The organism is Fundidesulfovibrio putealis DSM 16056 (genome assembly GCF_000429325.1).
GTDB lineage: Bacteria > Desulfobacterota > Desulfovibrionia > Desulfovibrionales > Desulfovibrionaceae > Fundidesulfovibrio > Fundidesulfovibrio putealis.
Genome location: NZ_AUBQ01000005.1, coordinates 355326 through 371877 on the forward strand (window position 1 = coordinate 355326; position 16552 = coordinate 371877).

Here is a 16552-nt window from a genome sequence, read left to right on the forward strand (position 1 = left end):
TAGTTCTCCGGAATATGTCTGAAAGTCAAGCCGATCATACCGCTCTGGATTCCCTTGTGAGGAAGGCAGGCCGCCCGGGCCGGGCCGTGGAGCGAGGTTTGCAAGGCGCCGTCAGGCTGATGCGGCAGACGTGCAGTGCGGTGTCGCCCTGCCGGTGATGGCGGGTGACGCCGGGCTTGGCGTCAGGGCAGGCTATTCCGGAGGAGCACTCGGTGAAAAATCGAGAAAATCTGAGATATTTCTTGAATGCGTGAGAAATCTCGAGATTATTCAGGTATGAAAGCCGCTGCCGTCCTACGGCTTCATTAAATTTTAACTTTTCTTGTTGGCTTTTTCTGATATGTGCCTTATCTAGCTGCACGTCGTTAGCACTCACCCTTGGCGAGTGCTAACACGATGAGAAAAGCAAATACCACCTGGAGGATTACCCCCAATGAAGCTCAAGCCTTTGAACGACCGCGTTCTGGTGAAGCGTCTGGAAGAAGAACTGGTGACCAAGGGCGGCATCATCATCCCCGACTCCGCCAAGGAAAAGCCCATGAAAGGCGAAGTGATCGCCGTGGGCCCCGGCAAGGTCGGCGATGACGGCAAGCGCACCAAGCCCGCCGTGGAGAAGGGCGACAACGTCCTCTTCAACAAGTACGCCGGCACCGAGATCAAGATCGACGGCGACGAGTACCTGATGATGCGTGAGGACGACATCCTCGCCGTCATCGAGTAGTTTTTCGACGATCATTTCAACTCACATCCTGTTCATTCAAGGAGACATATATGGCCGCTAAAGAAATTCTCTATGATTCCAAGGCCCGCGAAAAGCTGAAAAGGGGCGTTGACAAGCTTGCCAACGCCGTGAAGGTCACCCTGGGACCCAAGGGCCGCAACGTGGTCATCGAGAAGAGCTTCGGCTCCCCGGTCATCACCAAGGACGGCGTCACCGTCGCCAAGGAAATCGAGCTGGACGACAAGTTCGAGAACATGGGCGCTCAGATGGTCAAGGAAGTCGCTTCCAAGACCTCCGACGTCGCCGGCGACGGCACCACCACCGCCACCATCCTGGCCCAGGCCATCTTCAAGGAAGGCGTGAAGCTCGTGGCCGCCGGCCGCAACCCCATGGCCATCAAGCGCGGCATCGACAAGGCTGTTGAAGCCATCGTCGCCGAGCTGGCCGTGCTGGCCAAGCCCACCCGCGACCAGAAAGAGATCGCCCAGGTCGGCACCATCTCCGCCAACTCCGACGCCACCATCGGCAACATCATTGCCGAGGCCATGAACAAGGTCGGCAAGGAAGGCGTCATCACCGTCGAGGAAGCCAAGGGTCTGGAAACCACCCTGGACGTGGTCGAGGGCATGCAGTTCGACCGTGGCTACCTTTCCCCCTACTTCGTGACCGATCCCGAGAAGATGGTCTGCGAAATGGACGATCCCTTCATCCTCATCAACGAGAAGAAGGTCTCCTCCATGAAGGATCTGCTGCCCGTGCTGGAGCAGGTCGCCAAGATGGCCAAGCCCCTGCTGATCGTGGCTGAAGACGTCGAGGGCGAAGCCCTGGCCACCCTGGTGGTCAACAAGCTGCGCGGCACCCTGCAGGTTTGCGCCGTCAAGGCCCCTGGCTTCGGCGACCGCCGCAAGGCCATGCTGCAGGACATCGCCATCCTCACCGGCGGCCAGGCCGTCTCCGAGGACCTGGGCATCAAGCTGGAAAGCCTGACCCTGGCCGATCTGGGCCGCGCCAAGCGCGTGGTGATCGACAAGGAAAACACCACCATCATCGACGGCGGCGGCAAGGCCGACGACATCAAGGCCCGCGTCAAGCAGATCCGCGCCCAGATCGATGAGACCACCTCCTCCTACGACCGCGAGAAGCTCCAGGAGCGCCTGGCCAAGATCGTGGGCGGCGTGGCCGTCATCAACGTCGGTGCCGCCACCGAGACCGAGATGAAGGAAAAGAAGGCCCGCGTCGAAGACGCCCTGAACGCCACCCGCGCTGCCGTTGAAGAAGGCATCGTCCCCGGCGGCGGCGTCGCCCTGGTGCGCTGCCTGAAGTCCCTCGAGAAGGTGAAGCCCGTCGACGACGACGAGACCGCCGGCATCGAGATCGTCCGCCGCGCCTGCGAAGCCCCCCTGCGCCAGATCTCCGGCAACGCCGGATTCGAAGGCTCCATCGTGGTTGCCAAGGTCGCCGAGGGCAAGGAAGGCTACGGCTTCAACGCCGCCACCGGCGAGTACGAAGACCTGATCAAGGCCGGTGTCATCGACCCCAAGAAGGTCACCCGCATCGCCCTGCAGAACTCCGCCTCCGTTTCCGGCCTGCTGCTCACCACCGAGTGCGCCATCGCCGAGAAGCCCGAAGCCAAGAAGGACATGCCTGCCATGCCCGGCGGCGGCATGGGCGGAATGGGCGGCATGTACTAGGCCACAAGCCTAGCCGCACGCTGACCAATTGAGTTGATCAAGGCCCCGAAGCGAAAGCTTCGGGGCCTTTTTAAGTTGCTAAAATGTGTTGGAGGGTGTATTTATGATAAAATATTTTTTGGAATCGTGATTGTCTGGAGATGCCATGGAAGAATATTTTAAGAAAATCGATGTGAAGCACCGGCTGAGAGATCCCGTATACGGCTTTGTTCATCTGACAGCTGCGGAAATGCGTATAGTTGATACGCCTTTGTTTCAGCGCTTGAGACGTGTGCATCAGCTTGCCTTGACAAAGTACGTATATCCTTCTGCGGAGCATTCTCGATTTGTTCATTCTCTTGGTGTCATGCACTGTTCAACTTTGATTCTCGCAGGGGTCCATGACCATAAGCAGACTAGGCTGATAAACGAACCTTCTGAAAGACTGATCAAAACGTTGAGATTCGCCGCACTGCTTCATGACATTGGGCATCTTCCATTTTCTCATGCAGTTGAGAAGCAGTGGCTGTCAGGTTTAAAGCATGAAGCGTTGAGTCAGTATATAATTGAGAAAGATCCACATATATCAAGTATTCTTGAAGGGGAGGGGGTCAACCCGAGGGAAGTGTCTTCTTTGCTGGCAAAGACTCCTCCAGCAAAATTTAGGTTGGTTCATGAGATAGTGTCTGGTCAACTTGATGCGGATCGTGCCGATTATCTGTTGAGAGATGCGCATCTGTGTGGTGCGAAGTATGGAGAATATGACTTCGCTAGATTTCTTAATATTTTTGCAGCGACAGAAGATGGTGATACAGGACTGCTCACGCTTTGCGTTGATGAGAGCGATTTGCATGTTGCTGAGTCGTTGCTTATAGCGCGCTACCATTATAATATGCAGATCCCATTTCACAGAACGCGAAGTGGGTATGATATAGTGTTGGGTCGATTTATGCGCGATTTTGTGCGCTATAATGAACCATTTAATGTTGTGTCAGGGGAGTTAAAGGAAGTTGACCTGGAACGACTCGCTTTACTTGATGACTATGAAATCACAGAGCATATAAAGAACGCAGGGAAAGGTGGAAATCCATGGTCACCTTATCTGTTGAGAGCAAAGCACCTCGTACCAGTGATCGATACAAGTTCGATGTCAGATAGTGGAGTTCGATTGTTCAAGTTGCTTGTGCGTAGACTCGAGTCTGAACCAAGCCTGGTTAAGGGTGAAGACTATTTCGTTTATAGTAGGGAGGTTGAGATTTTAAAGTGGGGTGGCTCACTAGCTGAAAAGTCAGGGCCAGATGAAACCGGGGTTCCGCCTCAAGGCATGATCACGTTGTTGAGCAAAGAGGGTAAGGGGAGGGAATCCGAACACGTTGACATCTGCCAGAGGTCATGGATATTCAGCCATCTCGCTACTGACCCACCTTCTATCCACAGAGTTTACGTCGTGCCTGAAAAAGAACAAGATGTGCGGGCACTTCTTGATGAAGTCAATGCGGTATGAAAAGGGGAGAGCCATGATAAATTCCAAAAGCGCCGTCGCCAGCGTGCTCCGTACCCTTCAGAAGAACAATCTCCCTCTCGATAAAATTGTTCTTCATAAATTTTTGTATTTCCTTAATACTCAAGGGGTTAGCACTGGTTTGAGCTTCGAACCATACACATATGGCCCATTCTCTTTCGATCTGGCGAGGGTCTTGAGTGACATGGCGTTTTGGGATGAGATCAAAGAAAACAAAGCCAGCTATGAAATTCTCACACTTGACTCACATCCGGCTTTGAATCCAGACGTGGAAAAGCAAATTTCCGATCTCTTGAAAAAATTCCAGGGTATTGTCGGTGACTTCACTTTTGATAATCTTGAAAGTGTGGGAACTGCACTGTACTGTGCAGAAAGTATAAAGTTCCAGGGTGATAGGCCTACTCAGGAACGAGTTGTGTCAGAATTTAAAAAATGGAAAGGGGAACGGTACCCGACTGCACGGATTCAAGAAGTGTACGACAAGCTGACTCCTTATATCTGGCATACCCCCTGACCAATTGAGTTGATCAAGGCCCCGGAGCGAAAGCTTCGGGGCTTTTTTGCTGGCGAATGGGGATGTCGATTCTTGACGCTGACCGCCCCAGGCGGCACAACGCATCAGGCACGCCATGCACGCGCGCATCGCCGGGGCACGCTCCGGCGACGCTGGGGTCGCCGCAAACGCAATCAACTGGCCCGTGATTCGTCCAGGCCATCAAGAAGGAACACCCATGAACGCACGTTTCGGCTTTCTCGCGTCCCTCGCCGTTGTCGCCTGTCTGCTGCTCTCCGGTTTTGCAGCCGACGCCCAGGCCGCCAACCCCCTGGTGAAGCTCACAACCAGCAAAGGCGACATCGTCCTGGAGCTGGACCCGGCCAAGGCTCCGGCCTCGGTTGAAAACTTCCTGAAGTACGTGAACGACGGCTTCTACAACGGCTTGATCTTCCACCGCGTCATAAACGGCTTCATGATCCAGGGCGGCGGCATGGACAAGGACATGCAGCAGAAGCAGACCCGCGCCCCCATCAAGAACGAGGCCGACAACGGCCTCACCAACGACAACTACACCATCGCCATGGCCCGCACCGGCGACCCCCACTCCGCCACCGCGCAGTTCTACATCAACGTGAAGAACAACACCGGCCTGAACCACACCGGCAAAAGCCAGAGCGGCTGGGGTTACGCCGTGTTCGGCAAGGTGGTGGAAGGCAAGGACGTGGTCGACGCCATCAAGGCCGTGCCCACCATGACCAAGGGGCCGTATTCCGACGTGCCGCGCGAGCCCGTAACCATCATCAAGGCCGAAGTGATCAGCAAGTAGAGACGCGTTGTCAGGGGGCCGGGCAAGCTCCACGCCAACAGGTGATCATCCCGGCTTTTGTCTTGTAGAGGCTGAGCGTCGGATGGACCGGGAGGCGTGAGGCGAGTGCCGGGGAGGTGGTCGGAAGAGAGCCTCCGGCGGCCAAAGGGGCGAGCCCCTTTGGAAACCCGTATAGGTCTGTGGTTTCCGGCGACTCTGAGTCAGATTCGTTACTGCGGGCGTCGGTATCGCACTGGGACGCGAAGCCCATTTGAAGTTTTTGAAGGAGAGTCCAGAGAGGAAACTTTTTTCAAAAAGTTTCCTCTCTGGCCGCCGGAGGCATCCTCCGAAATCAGAGAGCCCCGAACTGCGAAACGCGCAGGCCGGGGCTCTTTGTATCATGTGCGGGAAGAGGGGAAGGCTACTCGCCCGGAACCGCCACGCCCCGGCTGGTGAACGATATCCCCTGCTGGGCGCTGGTGCCGATCATCACCGCCTCCACCAGCAGCGGACTCGCCGGGGTCTCGGAAGACCAGCGCACCAGGAAGTTGGCCCCGGACCCGCCCGACTCGTCGGTCTGGGCCACGATGTACTCCACCGTCATCATGGGCTCCAGGCGAAGCGGCTTGTCCAGATAGCGTTTCACCAGCGCGCCCTTGGTATCGTAATAGTCTACGGAAGAGACGGTCACGGCCCGCTTGGGGTCGGTGTTGCGTACGGACAGCGTGATGGTCAGGTCGATGCCCCGCGTCTTGATGCCGTGGTAGATGTGCGAATAGCAGGGCACGTACACGGTCTGGCCCTTGGAGGTTTCCGCCGCGCGCGACGCTGCGGGCAGGGCCGCCAGGACGGCCAGGGCGAAGAGCAGGGGCAAGACGGCGAGGCGATGGACGCGGTTCATGACTTCCTCCGGCTGATTCGCCCCAATCTAGCGGACAAGTCCGCCCGGCGTAAAGTGTTACCCGTAAACCGGGCAGGGCGCGTCACCGTATGGCCTTCAGGTCGAAGGCGGCGATGGCGTAGAGCACCGGCACCATGAGCAGCGTCACGAAGGTGGCCACGGCCAGGCCCCCGATCTGGGCGTAGCACAGCGGCTCCCAGAGCGGGCCGCCGTTTTTCGCCAGCGGGAACAGCGCCGTGATGGTGGCCCCCACGGTGATGAGCACCGGGCGCAGCCGCAAAAGCCCCGCATCCAGGATGGCCTGGCGCAAGGGCTCGCCCGCGTGCAGCTTTTCTTCAATGAAGTCGAACAGCACGATCACGTGGCTGACGATCACCCCGATCAGGCTTGCGATTCCCAGAAAGGCCATGAACCCGAAGGGCTGGCCCATGAGCGCCAGCGACGCGAACGCCCCGGCCACGCCGTAGGGGATGGCCCCGAACACCAGCAGGGGCTTCACCGCGTTCTTGAACTGGAACAGGAGCGCCAGATAGATCATGGCCACGGAAATGCCCATGACCATGCCCATCTCCGCGAAGCCCTTCACCTGTTCCTCGTACTCGCCGCCGATAACCAGCGTGTAGCCCGGCGGGAGATCCGCCTCCAGGGCCTTGATGGCGGGCATGGCCGCGCCGATCACTTCGGATGGCAGCACGCCGGGAACCGGGAAGCAGGACACGGTGATGGTGCGGAAGTGGTTGCGCCGGGCGATGCGCTCCCCGTCCATGCCCCAGGTGATGTCCGCAACCTGGGTCAGGGGGACCTTGTGCTCGCCGTTCTGGGGATAGACGTACAGGTTGGCGATATCCGACAATTTGGCGCGCTCCTCGCCGCGCAGCCTTAGGACCACCGGTGTGGAGAGCCTGCCTTCGCGCAGGCTGGTGACCGTGAGGCCGCTTACGGCCATGGCCGAGGAACGGGCCACGTCCTGGTTGGTGATCCCGGCCAGGGTGGCCTTGTCCGGATCAATGGCCACGCGGGCAGTGAAGCGGTGCGAGCCCCAGTTGTCGCTGACGCGCTCGGCCACGTCCAGGGCGCGAAGAGCCCCCTTCATGCGCTCGGCCATCTCGCGAAGCGTTGCCTCGTCTTCTCCGGCCAGACGTATCTGCACCGGGATGCCTACTGGCGGGCCGCTCTCCAGACGGCGCACGTCAACGCGCGCGCCCGGGATTTCCCGCGAGAGTTCGGCCTGAAGCGGGGCGCTGAACAGCTCGGTGACGTGCTTGTCCTGCACCTGGATGAGCACCTGGGCGTAGTTGGGTTTCTTGAGCTCGGGCGTCACCGAGAACCAGAAGCGCGGTCCGCCGCCGCCCACGAAGCTGGTCAGCGAGGTGAGCGGGACGGGGTATTCCGGGTGGGCGCGCCCGAAGTCGTCTGCGGCACGCAGCACGGCTCGCTCCACCGTGGCGGCGAGTTCGGCGGTGAGGTCGATGGCCGAATCCTCAGGCAAGGTCACGTCCACGTAGGAGAGATACGAACGGTCGATGGGGAAGAACATGGGCTTTAACAGGCTCTTGGCCCAGAATCCGGCTCCGACCAGCACCAGCGACACGGCCAACGCCTTCCAGCGGTTGTCGATCAGCCAGCCGCCAAGGCGGTAGTAGTGGCGCGCGAAGCCCTTGTCCGGGCCTGCTTCGGCCTTGCCGGGCCGCAGCAGGTAATAGCCCAGGAAGGGGATGAAGCTCATGGACACCAGCCGCGAGGCCACCAGCGAACAGGTGACCACCACGGGCAGGCTGTACAGGAAGCGCCCCTTGTCGCCCGAGAGCAGCAGGAAGGGCAGGTAGGCCACGATGTTGGTGATGGTGGCGTACAGAATGGCCTTGGCCAGCTTGGTCGGTCCGAGCCAGGCGGCCACGGAGCGGTCCGTGCCTGCGCTCAGCTCGCGCTTGATGGCGTCGCCCGCCACCACCGGGTCGTCCACCAGGAGGCCCAGGGCGATGATCAGCGAGGCGATGGAGATCTGTTGCAGGTCGATGCCGAGCGTGTGCATGAAGCCGAAGGTCATGGCCAGGGTGATGGGGATGGACAGGGCCATCAGCAGCGCGGAGCGCCACTCCCGGAAGCCGACGGCCGCTACCAGCACCACCAGGATCACGGCCTCGTACAGGCTGTTCATGAAGAGCGAGACGCTCTCGTTCACCTGTTTGGGCTGGTCCGAGGTTCGCGCCATGACCAGATCCTCGGGCAGGCGCTGGCGCAGGCCGTCCAGGGCGGCGTCCACGGCCTTGGAAAAATCGCCGATCTGCTCGCCGGAGCGCATGGTCACGGCCAGGGATACGGCCTTGCCGGAGCGCCACTGGCCCGAGGCGTCACGATATGTATATCGGTTGATGGTGTCCGCCGGGGTCTCGTAGCCGCGCTCCATCTCCACAAGATCGCGCAGGTACAGGCCCTGCGAAACCAGCGTGGCCCCCAGTTCGCGCTCGGAGGAAAATTCGCCGGTGGGGTCCAGGGCCACGTTGCGCCCGCCGAATTCGCCCACGCCGCCGCTGGGGGCGATGTTCCGCCCGGTAAAGGCACCCTGGATGCGCCACGGCTGCACAGAGTGCGAGGCCAGCCGCTCCTGGGAGTAGTCCAGGAACACGGCCTCTGGCCGAACGCCCCAGCGCGTGACCTTGGCCACCTGGGGCACGGCGCGCAGGGTGCGCGAGATGGTCTCGGTGAAGTCCTCCAGGTCCCTGAAGCTATAGGCGTCTCCGGCGGATTCCTCGAAGGCCTGGCGCGTACCGGCGGGGTCGGCCACGATGACAGGCTGCCACAGGTCCGGGTGCAGCTCGGAGTGCTTCATGCCGGTGCGGGCGAAGGTCATCACCAGATCGCGGAAGGCCTCGGGGGGCATGGACGCGGCCACGTCGGCCACCACCATGCCCGGCTCCGTGCCGGTGCGCAGGTCCGAGACGCCCGGCGTGTTCTTGAGATAGGCGGCAAACAGCGCGAGTTTGCGCTCCACCTGTTGCTGCGGGACGCTTGGCGGCACCACCAGGGCCATGGACAGCCTGGGGCCGGGGGCGCTCTGGCGCAGCGCCTCTATGACTCGCACCGCCTGTGCGGCCCGCACGGCGACCTCGGCCTGGGAGGCCCTGGGCGAGGCCACGGTGAGCATGAGGGTGGCCGTGTCGCCGAAATCCTTCAGGAACGTGATGGGGCCGGCTCCGTCGGGCAATCCCTTGATGGAGTTCAGCTTCAGGTTGATGTCGTCCAGCACTTCGCCGGTCTGGGCGATCTCGTCGCGCAGCTTCACGGTGATGACGGACATGCCGGTGCGGGTGACGGATTCCACCCGGTCCACCTTGTCGTTCTCGGCCACGCGGGCTTCGATGACCCGCGTGACCAGCTCCTCCACCTTTTCGGCGCGCACGCCCGGCCAGGGGCAGAGCACGGCTGCCACGCGCACGGGGATGTCCGGGTCCTTGCGCTGGGGCATCTTGGCGTAGCCGAAGGCGCCCCAGGCCAGCACCGCGATAAGCAGCACCCAGGAGACGTGGCGGTGCTCCACGAAGAAGCGGGCCATGTTGCGTTTGTCGTTCACGAAAAGACTCCCGTCAAAAGGCCGGACGTACCGTCCGACCCGAGAACTCAAATATACTTGGATGATCCGGCGCCGCATCCCGTCTTCAGACGCTTCTGGAACGCCGGACCCATACGGGTTTCCAAAGTGCCGGACGCATCGTCCGACCAGAGAATTCAAAGAATCCGGAATGTTCCGGTGTTGCGCCTCGTCTTCAGACGTTTCCGGACCGCCGAACCCATAAGGGTTTCCAAAGGGGCTCGCCCCTTTGGCCGCCGGAGGCTGTCTTCCACGCCAAAACTTGCCTCACTACTTGATCACGCGCACTTCCTGCCCGTCGGTGGCCAGCGTGGACCCGCGTGTGATCACCTGCTCGCCGGGTGTCAGCCCGGACAGGATGGTCACCATGTCGCCAGCCACCCCGGCAACGCTGACGGTGCGCAGCTGGGCCACGGTCTTGCCGTTCTTTTCGGCCAGAACGTGCACCACGAAGTCGCTCCCGCTGGCGGGGCGGGCCAGGGCGTGCAGGGGGATGGCCGCCAGGGAGGCGCGCTGTCCGGCGGAGGCGCGGCGCACCGTGGCGATCATGCCGTCCTTCAGGGAGAGGTCAGGATTGGCGATGGTCACTTCCACCTCGAAGGTGCGGCTCTTGGGGTCGGCGGAGGGGGAGATGGCCGTTACGATCCCTGTGAACTCACGACCGGCCAGGGCGTCGCAGACGATGCCCAGGGTGTTGCCCAGGCTCACGCGGGCGATGTCCTGGTCGGGCAGGCCGAACACGGCCTTCACCGAGGTCAGGTCCACCAGCACGAAGGCCACGGTGCCCTGGTTCACCAGGGTGCCGTGCTCCACGTCGCGGCGCACCACCATGGCGTCCATGGGGGAGACGAGGGTGGCGTCGCGCAGGTTGATCTCGGCCTGCTCGAGCGCCGCCTGGGCCTGTGCGGCCTTGGCCTGCGCGACCTCCAGGCGTTCCTGGGTGCGGTCGAACTCGCTGCGCGATATCACCTGACCGTTTATGAGCTTGGAGTTGCGCTCCTGGTCGCGTTTGGCCAGGGCCAGGGTGGCGCGGGCCTCGTCCAGGGTGGACTTGGCCTGGGCCAGCCTGGCCTTGTAGTCGGCGTCGCGCAGGCGGGCCAGCACCTGGCCCTTGGTCACGCGCGAGCCCTTGTCGCGGGCCGAGGGCGTGACGGTCTCCACGTAGCCGGGCACCTTGAAGGCCAGGCTGACCTGCTCGCGCGGGGCCAGCACGGCGCTGTAGCGGGTGGCCAGGGCGGCCTGCTCGCCGGAGGTGGCGGCCACGGAGGCCACCGGCTGCACGGATACGGGCAGGGGCGGTTTTTCGAAGGCGTGCTCGCGCGCGCAGGCGGCGCACAGGGCCAAGGCAATGGTCAGGACCAGCGGGGCGATGAGTCTGTTCATACGATACCTCGTGGTTGTCAGACGAAGGGGCGGCTCGCGCCGTTACGAGAGCCCGCCGGGGCACTCGCGCAGGGCGCGCAGTCCGGCCAGGGAGAACTGGAACACGAGTTCGCCGAGGCGCGCCACGTCGTGGGGCAGATAGGTCTTGTCCGGGTAGAGCTGGGTGATGATCTGGCGGTTCTGGGTGTGAAAAAATATCTGGCCCACGATGGACCCGGCGCACAGGCGCACGGTCTCGGGGTCGGCATCACCGATGATGCCCCGGACGACCCGCTCCAGCTGTTCCTTGATGGGGCGCATGAAGCGCTCCACCAGGGGTTGCAGGGCGGGGCTTGGGTTGGCCAGCTCCATCCAGAAGAGGTCGCTGCGTCGGGCCATGGCCGGATCGTCCGGGTAGTTCAGGCGCAGTATATTGAAGATGAACCGTTCCAGGGCCTCTTCCGGAGGCTGCCCCGGATAGAGCCCCTCTTCCATGGGGAATTGGTCGTGGCATTCGGACATGATGCGCTCCAGCGCCGCTGCGTGCAGGGCGTCCTTGGAGCCGAAGTGGTAGTTCACGGCGGCCACGTTGGCCCCGGCGCGAGCGCAGATGTCGCGCACCGTGGCCAGGACGAAGCCTTTCTCGAGGAATACCTCGATGGCGGCCTCGAGGATGCGGGTGTGGGTGTCGCTGTGGTCCATGTTTAAGCACCGTTTCAAGCTGCGATTTAAACGGTGTTTAAATCCGGGTCTGATTTCCGTCAACAGATTTATTCAGCTCGTGCGGGGGGGAGCGTTACGCCGCCGTTGGCATCCCCGGCGCGTCGGGCTATGATGCCCGCCTCATGACCATCGAAACCATCTGGCACTCGACTGCCTGGCCCATACTCAAGCTGCTGGGGGCGCTCTCCTTGAGCCTCTTGGCGGCCAACCTCGTGGAAACCCTCAACTGGACACGCTTCCTGGCCCGTTTCGCCCGCCCGCTGATCCGCGCGGGCCACATGCAGGACATCGTCGGGGCCAGCTTCTCCATGGCCTTCTTCTCGGGCATGGCCGCCAACACCATGCTCTCCGAGGCGCACCAGCAGGGCAAACTCTCCGACCGGGAGCTCATCCTGGCCAACATGTTCAACTCGCTGCCCACGTATTTTTTGCACCTGCCCACGATGATTTTCGTCACCGTGCCCTTTCTGGGGCGCGCGGCGGCGGTGTACGTGGGCATGACGCTGGGCGCGGCCATCCTGCGCACGCTGGGCATCGTGGCGGCCGGGCGGGTGCTGCTCCCCCTGCTGCCCGAGGGCTGCGTGGAGTGCCAGCTGCCCGAGCGCGGCCCCACCTGGCGCGAGGCCCTGCTCAAAAGCTGGAAGCGCTTCAAGAAGCGCATCACCAAGATCTGCCTGATCACCGTGCCCATCTATGCGGCCATGGTGGCGCTCAATTCCTGGGGTGCGTTCGCGGCGGCGGAGCGCTTCATAGCGGACAACCTGAGCTTCATGTCCTGGCTCTCGCCCAAGGCCGCGTCCATCGTGGTGTTCGGCATGGCCGCGGAGTTCACGGCCGGGCTGGCCGCCGCGGGCGCGCTTCTGAACGCCGGGGATTTGCCGCAGAAGGAGGTGGTGCTGGCGCTCCTGCTCGGCAACCTGCTCTCCACGCCCATGCGGGCCTTCCGCCACCAGTTCCCGTACTACGCGGGCATCTTCAAGCCCGCCCTGGCCATGAAGCTGATCGTGCACAACCAGAGCTTCCGCGCGGCCAGCCTGCTGGTGGTGGGCGTGGGCTACTACTTCCTGGGGTAGCCGTGACTGCGGGCGAAGTTCTGGAGAGGCTGCGGGAGCTTGGCAGCGAGCACAACCGGCAGGGCATGGCCCGCTTCGGCATCAATACGGCGCGGGCCCTGGGCGTCAGCATGGCGTCCATGCGGCCCCTGGCCCGCGAGTTTGGACGCGAGCATGAACTCGCCCAGACGCTCTGGGACACGAAGGTGCACGAGGCGCGCATCCTGGCCTGCCTGATCGACGATCCCAAAAAAGCGGGGCGCGACCAGCTGGAGCGCTGGGTGGAAGATCTCGATTCCTGGGACCTGACCGATCAGTTCTGCAACAAGCTGGCGGTGAAGACGCCGCTGGCCTGGGAACTGGCCGTGAGCTGGGCTGCTCGGGAGGAGGAGTTCGTGCGCCGGGCCGGATATTCGCTGATGGCCCAGCTGGCCGTGCACCACAAGGCCGCGCCGGACAGGGATTTTCTGCCGCTCTTGGAACTGGTCGAGGGCGCGGCGGACGACGAGCGCAATTTCGTGAAAAAGGCCGTGAACTGGGCCTTGCGGCAGATCGGCAAGCGCAGCCCGGCCTTGAGAGTCGCCGCCGTGGAGACGGCCCGCAGGCTGGTCAAGCGGGAATCGAAGTCCGCGCGCTGGATCGCGCGGGACGCGTTACGGGAGTTGGACCCGGCCTGAAATTTGCGAGAGTTTATGGAATTTAAAAAGTGCGTCATCAATAACAATTGTTATCAAGATGGGAACGAGACGTGCGTTGGTTTTTTATGAGTAAGAATGGTATAAGATGATAATATTAAGCCGTTTTGTATGTTCACTGTTCTGTAGGGAGTATGTAAATTACATCAAAGCTTGGAATTATAAGTGTGATGCAGACAATGGCTGTCTAGCGTCGATAACTATGACCTCTGTTTTGTACGGTGATAATGTTTTTATGTTTGAAATTTTTTCTTGAATCGCTTTAATGCGTTTTATGTCATCGTCATTGTAAATTATTATCATGTAAAATCCGTAAATTATATTTTCGGATTCAAGGTACTTGGGGAGCTGCTTGGAAAATCCATTCCAGTATTTTGTGTTGTTTGCCTTTTTTAATTCAAGGAGGCATCTGTAGCTGTATCCTTGTGAGAATTTAAAATCAACGGGGCCTCGTCCAATGTTTACTTCTTTAGAGATATCGATGTCATTTGCTTGACAGTAGTGCTTTACTATTCCAAGTAGCAGAGATTGTGCTGCACTCTCTCTTTTCTGTGATTTGTCGTCGTTAATTAGTAGTTCCCATCCCCTGTTATTGGTGATGAAAATCTGGAAGTGATTTAATATATTGCGTACCGAAAGAATGAATTCCTGTTCGCTTGTTGTGTTGATTGTGGTTGGATTGTCTGTACAATATTGTTTGGAAGGTTTGTACCACGAGAGAATCCCGAGTCTGTCTTTCTTAAAATTGTATGGGATAGGCTTGTCACCCTCAATGAATTGAATGAAACGCTTGCGCATATCCGGGTGCTCTTGCGCAATGCGGATAATGGCTTTTTTGTCAATTTTGCTGGTGATGTCTATGTTGAGCTCGTTGCGCAGTGTCTCGCTTTCGTTGTCGAGACAATATGTCCAAAAGCTGTCAGAATTAATTGTTGGAAGATGTCTGAGAAATGATTTGGGAGTTATAATGGTCCCATGGAAGTTATAGGGGTTGTATGGTAATTGTTCGACAGTGTCCTCCCATCCACCTCTCTCATAATTGAAGATGCCGTGCCGAACTTTGCAGGCTTTTGTTGGAATATTATGATCTCGGCATATATCCTGTGTGTATTTTATAAAATATGGCTTCAAAATGTTTGCCGTCGCGTCGCTAATTCTGTCTTTCCCGATTCTTTCTTTAAATAGGCCGAATTCTTCAAAGTGATTGATATTTGCAAATCCTGCTTGTGTGCATTCAAGGACAGCTCCAGCGAGGATGTTGGCAAATCCTCCTGCAGATCCAGCGCCGCCGGTACCGTCAATTGTAAAGCCAAGACATAGTTCTTCAACCTCAGGGAATGAAAGTATCTTTAAAGATTGTTTCCAAAAAGTGCTTTCAGTGTCAGATGCACGAGCAACAGTTTTGAAGGCATGTTCAAAGAATTTTATTACTTCAGCGTGGCATTTTTCGAAATATGGGTTCTGAGATTTGTAAATTAAGAATGGATCTAGGAAAAGGTTGCTGTCAATGGAAAGGACCGTGTCGAACCATTCGTATTCAAGCTCGGGAAGCTTATGGTACTCTGAAAAGAGCATGGCACGACCTCGTTATTGTGGATTGTACTATGGGGAAAATTTATAGGGTTTAAACTCATTTGTCAATAACATGGCGGCGATTGTCTTCGTCGATATAGATGTTTGACGGGTGGCGTGAGTTTAGTTTTGCGTTATTCAGTCTCTTGCGAGGGTTAGGGGGTGACAGGGGTGCAGTCCACCAGCAGCCCCATGAGCTCCTCCGGCTTGTCGATGAACAGCTTAGCCCCGGCCTCTTCTAGGGTGTCGCGCCCGCGAAAGCCCCACGTCACGCCGACCGGCGTCATGCCAGCGTCCAGCCCGCATTTCACGTCCATGGGCGAATCCCCCACGAACAGAAACTCTTCCGGCGTCATGCCCAGGCGTTTGGCAATGGCCAGGGCTCCTTCCGGGTCGGGCTTCCTGCGTATCGCCGCCGACTCCCCCACGATGGCCGCCCAGCGCACTCCCCCGAAGAACTGCGTCATGTTGGCCTTGCAGAACTGCTCCGGCTTGTTGGACAGCACGCACAGGGCGATGCCCCGCCCGGACAGCGCCTTCAACAGCTGCGGGATGCCGGGATAGGGCTTGGTCTTGCGGTCCAGGTGTTTGGCGTATTCCTCGCGCATGCGCGCAAGCACCCTGGGGTAGGCGTCCATGTGCTCCGGGGGCATGGCCCGCTGCACCAGCATGGCCACGCCGTCACCCACGAACTGCTTGTAGCTCTCCACGGGATGCGCCGGGTAGCCGAAGGCCTTGAGCGTGGCGTTGCCCGCGTCGGCCAGGTCTTCCAGGGTGTTCAAGAGGGTCCCGTCCAGATCGAAGATGACGGCGCGCACGGACATCAGCGGCTCCTTGAGGTGTTTGCGGCCCATTCGGGGCCGGATGGCGGCTGGAGGGCGCAGGCCCGGTTGAGCGAAACCGGGGGCATCAGTCCTTCCAGGTGAAGCGGAAACAGCAGCGGGGCGCGCCCGTGCCGATGGTTTCGGGGCGTTCCATGACGATGTGCGGCGAATAGGCCGTGGCGAAGGGCTCGTCGCGGCAGCAGGACACCAGCCCGACCAGCTCTTCCGGCAGGCCCATCTCCCGGTAGGTCTCCACGTAGGCGCAGCGCGTCACCTCGAAGCTCAGCTCGTCCGGGCCGCTCTGCACGTTCTCAATGGAGAGCGCCCCGGAGCCGCGCCACAGGTCCACCACGGTCTTGAAGTGGGCGAAGCTCGCCCCGCCCGGCGCGCCGAAAGCGAAGGCCCGCCCGGCCTGGGCAGCCAGGTCGCAGGCGGCGCGGCGCACGGCTTCCAGGGCCGCGTTCTTCCCCAGGGTTTCCGCCAGGGTCAGGTACATGGCCCGGAAGATGTCGGCCTCGATGGCCCGTTGCCTGAGAAGCGTGATGCCCACGCGCAGCTCCGTCGAAAGAATGTCCAAAAGCCCGTCCCGGCGCGCTCCGGAAACGTCCGGGAGGGGCGCA

General features: G+C 60.1%; 14 protein-coding genes. 7 read left to right on the top strand and 7 right to left on the bottom strand.

Annotated features, from left to right (window positions below):
- The first annotated feature begins 433 nt into the window (after positions 1-433).
- From groES to G453_RS0107010, 5 genes are all read left to right on the top strand, one after another.
- Complete coding sequence (gene groES, locus G453_RS0106995) at positions 434-721, top strand: co-chaperone GroES (RefSeq protein ID WP_027190470.1); 288 nt, start codon at positions 434-436, stop codon at positions 719-721.
- A gap of 50 nt (positions 722-771) precedes the next feature.
- Positions 772-2412, top strand: coding sequence for a chaperonin GroEL (gene groL, locus G453_RS0107000; protein WP_027190471.1), 1641 nt, complete (start codon positions 772-774; stop codon positions 2410-2412).
- 145 nt (positions 2413-2557) lie between these two features.
- Positions 2558-3895 carry an HD domain-containing protein gene (locus G453_RS27090; protein WP_084502153.1) on the top strand — a complete coding sequence of 446 codons (1338 nt, stop codon included), beginning with the start codon at positions 2558-2560 and terminating at the stop codon, positions 3893-3895.
- 13 nt (positions 3896-3908) lie between these two features.
- Positions 3909-4427 (top strand): hypothetical protein, encoded by a 519-nt coding sequence (locus G453_RS0107005; protein ID WP_043644747.1) that lies wholly within the window; start codon positions 3909-3911, stop codon positions 4425-4427.
- Positions 4428-4644: 217 nt separating this feature from the next.
- Positions 4645-5235 (top strand): peptidylprolyl isomerase, encoded by a 591-nt coding sequence (locus G453_RS0107010; protein WP_043644749.1) that lies wholly within the window; start codon positions 4645-4647, stop codon positions 5233-5235.
- Between the two features lie 400 nt (positions 5236-5635).
- Here the strand turns inward: G453_RS0107010 and G453_RS0107015 are convergent, their stop codons facing one another.
- The 4 genes from G453_RS0107015 to G453_RS0107030 all read right to left on the bottom strand — a co-directional run bounded on the left by G453_RS0107015 (position 5636) and on the right by G453_RS0107030 (position 11768).
- Positions 5636-6115, bottom strand: a complete 480-nt coding sequence (locus tag G453_RS0107015) for a DUF3124 domain-containing protein (protein WP_043644751.1) — start codon at positions 6113-6115, stop codon at positions 5636-5638.
- Positions 6116-6197: 82 nt separating this feature from the next.
- The gene (locus G453_RS0107020) at positions 6198-9686 is read right to left on the bottom strand and encodes an efflux RND transporter permease subunit (RefSeq protein ID WP_027190475.1); all 3489 of its coding nucleotides are present in this window, start codon (positions 9684-9686) and stop codon (positions 6198-6200) included.
- Between the two features lie 288 nt (positions 9687-9974).
- On the bottom strand, positions 9975-11087 hold the full coding sequence (locus G453_RS0107025) for an efflux RND transporter periplasmic adaptor subunit (RefSeq protein WP_027190476.1): 1113 nt from the start codon (positions 11085-11087) through the stop codon (positions 9975-9977).
- A gap of 42 nt (positions 11088-11129) precedes the next feature.
- The gene (locus G453_RS0107030) at positions 11130-11768 is read right to left on the bottom strand and encodes a TetR/AcrR family transcriptional regulator (RefSeq protein WP_027190477.1); all 639 of its coding nucleotides are present in this window, start codon (positions 11766-11768) and stop codon (positions 11130-11132) included.
- 143 nt (positions 11769-11911) lie between these two features.
- Here G453_RS0107030 and G453_RS0107035 point away from each other — a divergent pair, with 143 nt between their 5' ends.
- The gene (locus tag G453_RS0107035) at positions 11912-12862 is read left to right on the top strand and encodes a membrane protein (protein ID WP_027190478.1); all 951 of its coding nucleotides are present in this window, start codon (positions 11912-11914) and stop codon (positions 12860-12862) included.
- Between the two features lie 2 nt (positions 12863-12864).
- Positions 12865-13518 carry a DNA alkylation repair protein gene (locus G453_RS0107040; protein ID WP_027190479.1) on the top strand — a complete coding sequence of 218 codons (654 nt, stop codon included), beginning with the start codon at positions 12865-12867 and terminating at the stop codon, positions 13516-13518.
- A 177-nt stretch (positions 13519-13695) separates the two neighbouring features.
- On the opposite strand, the gene G453_RS27825 is transcribed toward G453_RS0107040, so the two are convergent.
- From G453_RS27825 to G453_RS0107050, 3 genes are all read right to left on the bottom strand, one after another.
- Positions 13696-15111 (bottom strand): hypothetical protein, encoded by a 1416-nt coding sequence (locus G453_RS27825; RefSeq protein ID WP_156920838.1) that lies wholly within the window; start codon positions 15109-15111, stop codon positions 13696-13698.
- 152 nt (positions 15112-15263) lie between these two features.
- Positions 15264-15932 carry an HAD family hydrolase gene (locus G453_RS0107045; protein WP_027190480.1) on the bottom strand — a complete coding sequence of 223 codons (669 nt, stop codon included), beginning with the start codon at positions 15930-15932 and terminating at the stop codon, positions 15264-15266.
- 85 nt (positions 15933-16017) lie between these two features.
- Entirely contained in the window at positions 16018-16509 is a 492-nt protein-coding gene (locus G453_RS0107050) for an L-2-amino-thiazoline-4-carboxylic acid hydrolase (RefSeq protein WP_235731710.1), read from the bottom strand.
- Between the last annotated feature and the right edge of the window lie 43 nt (positions 16510-16552).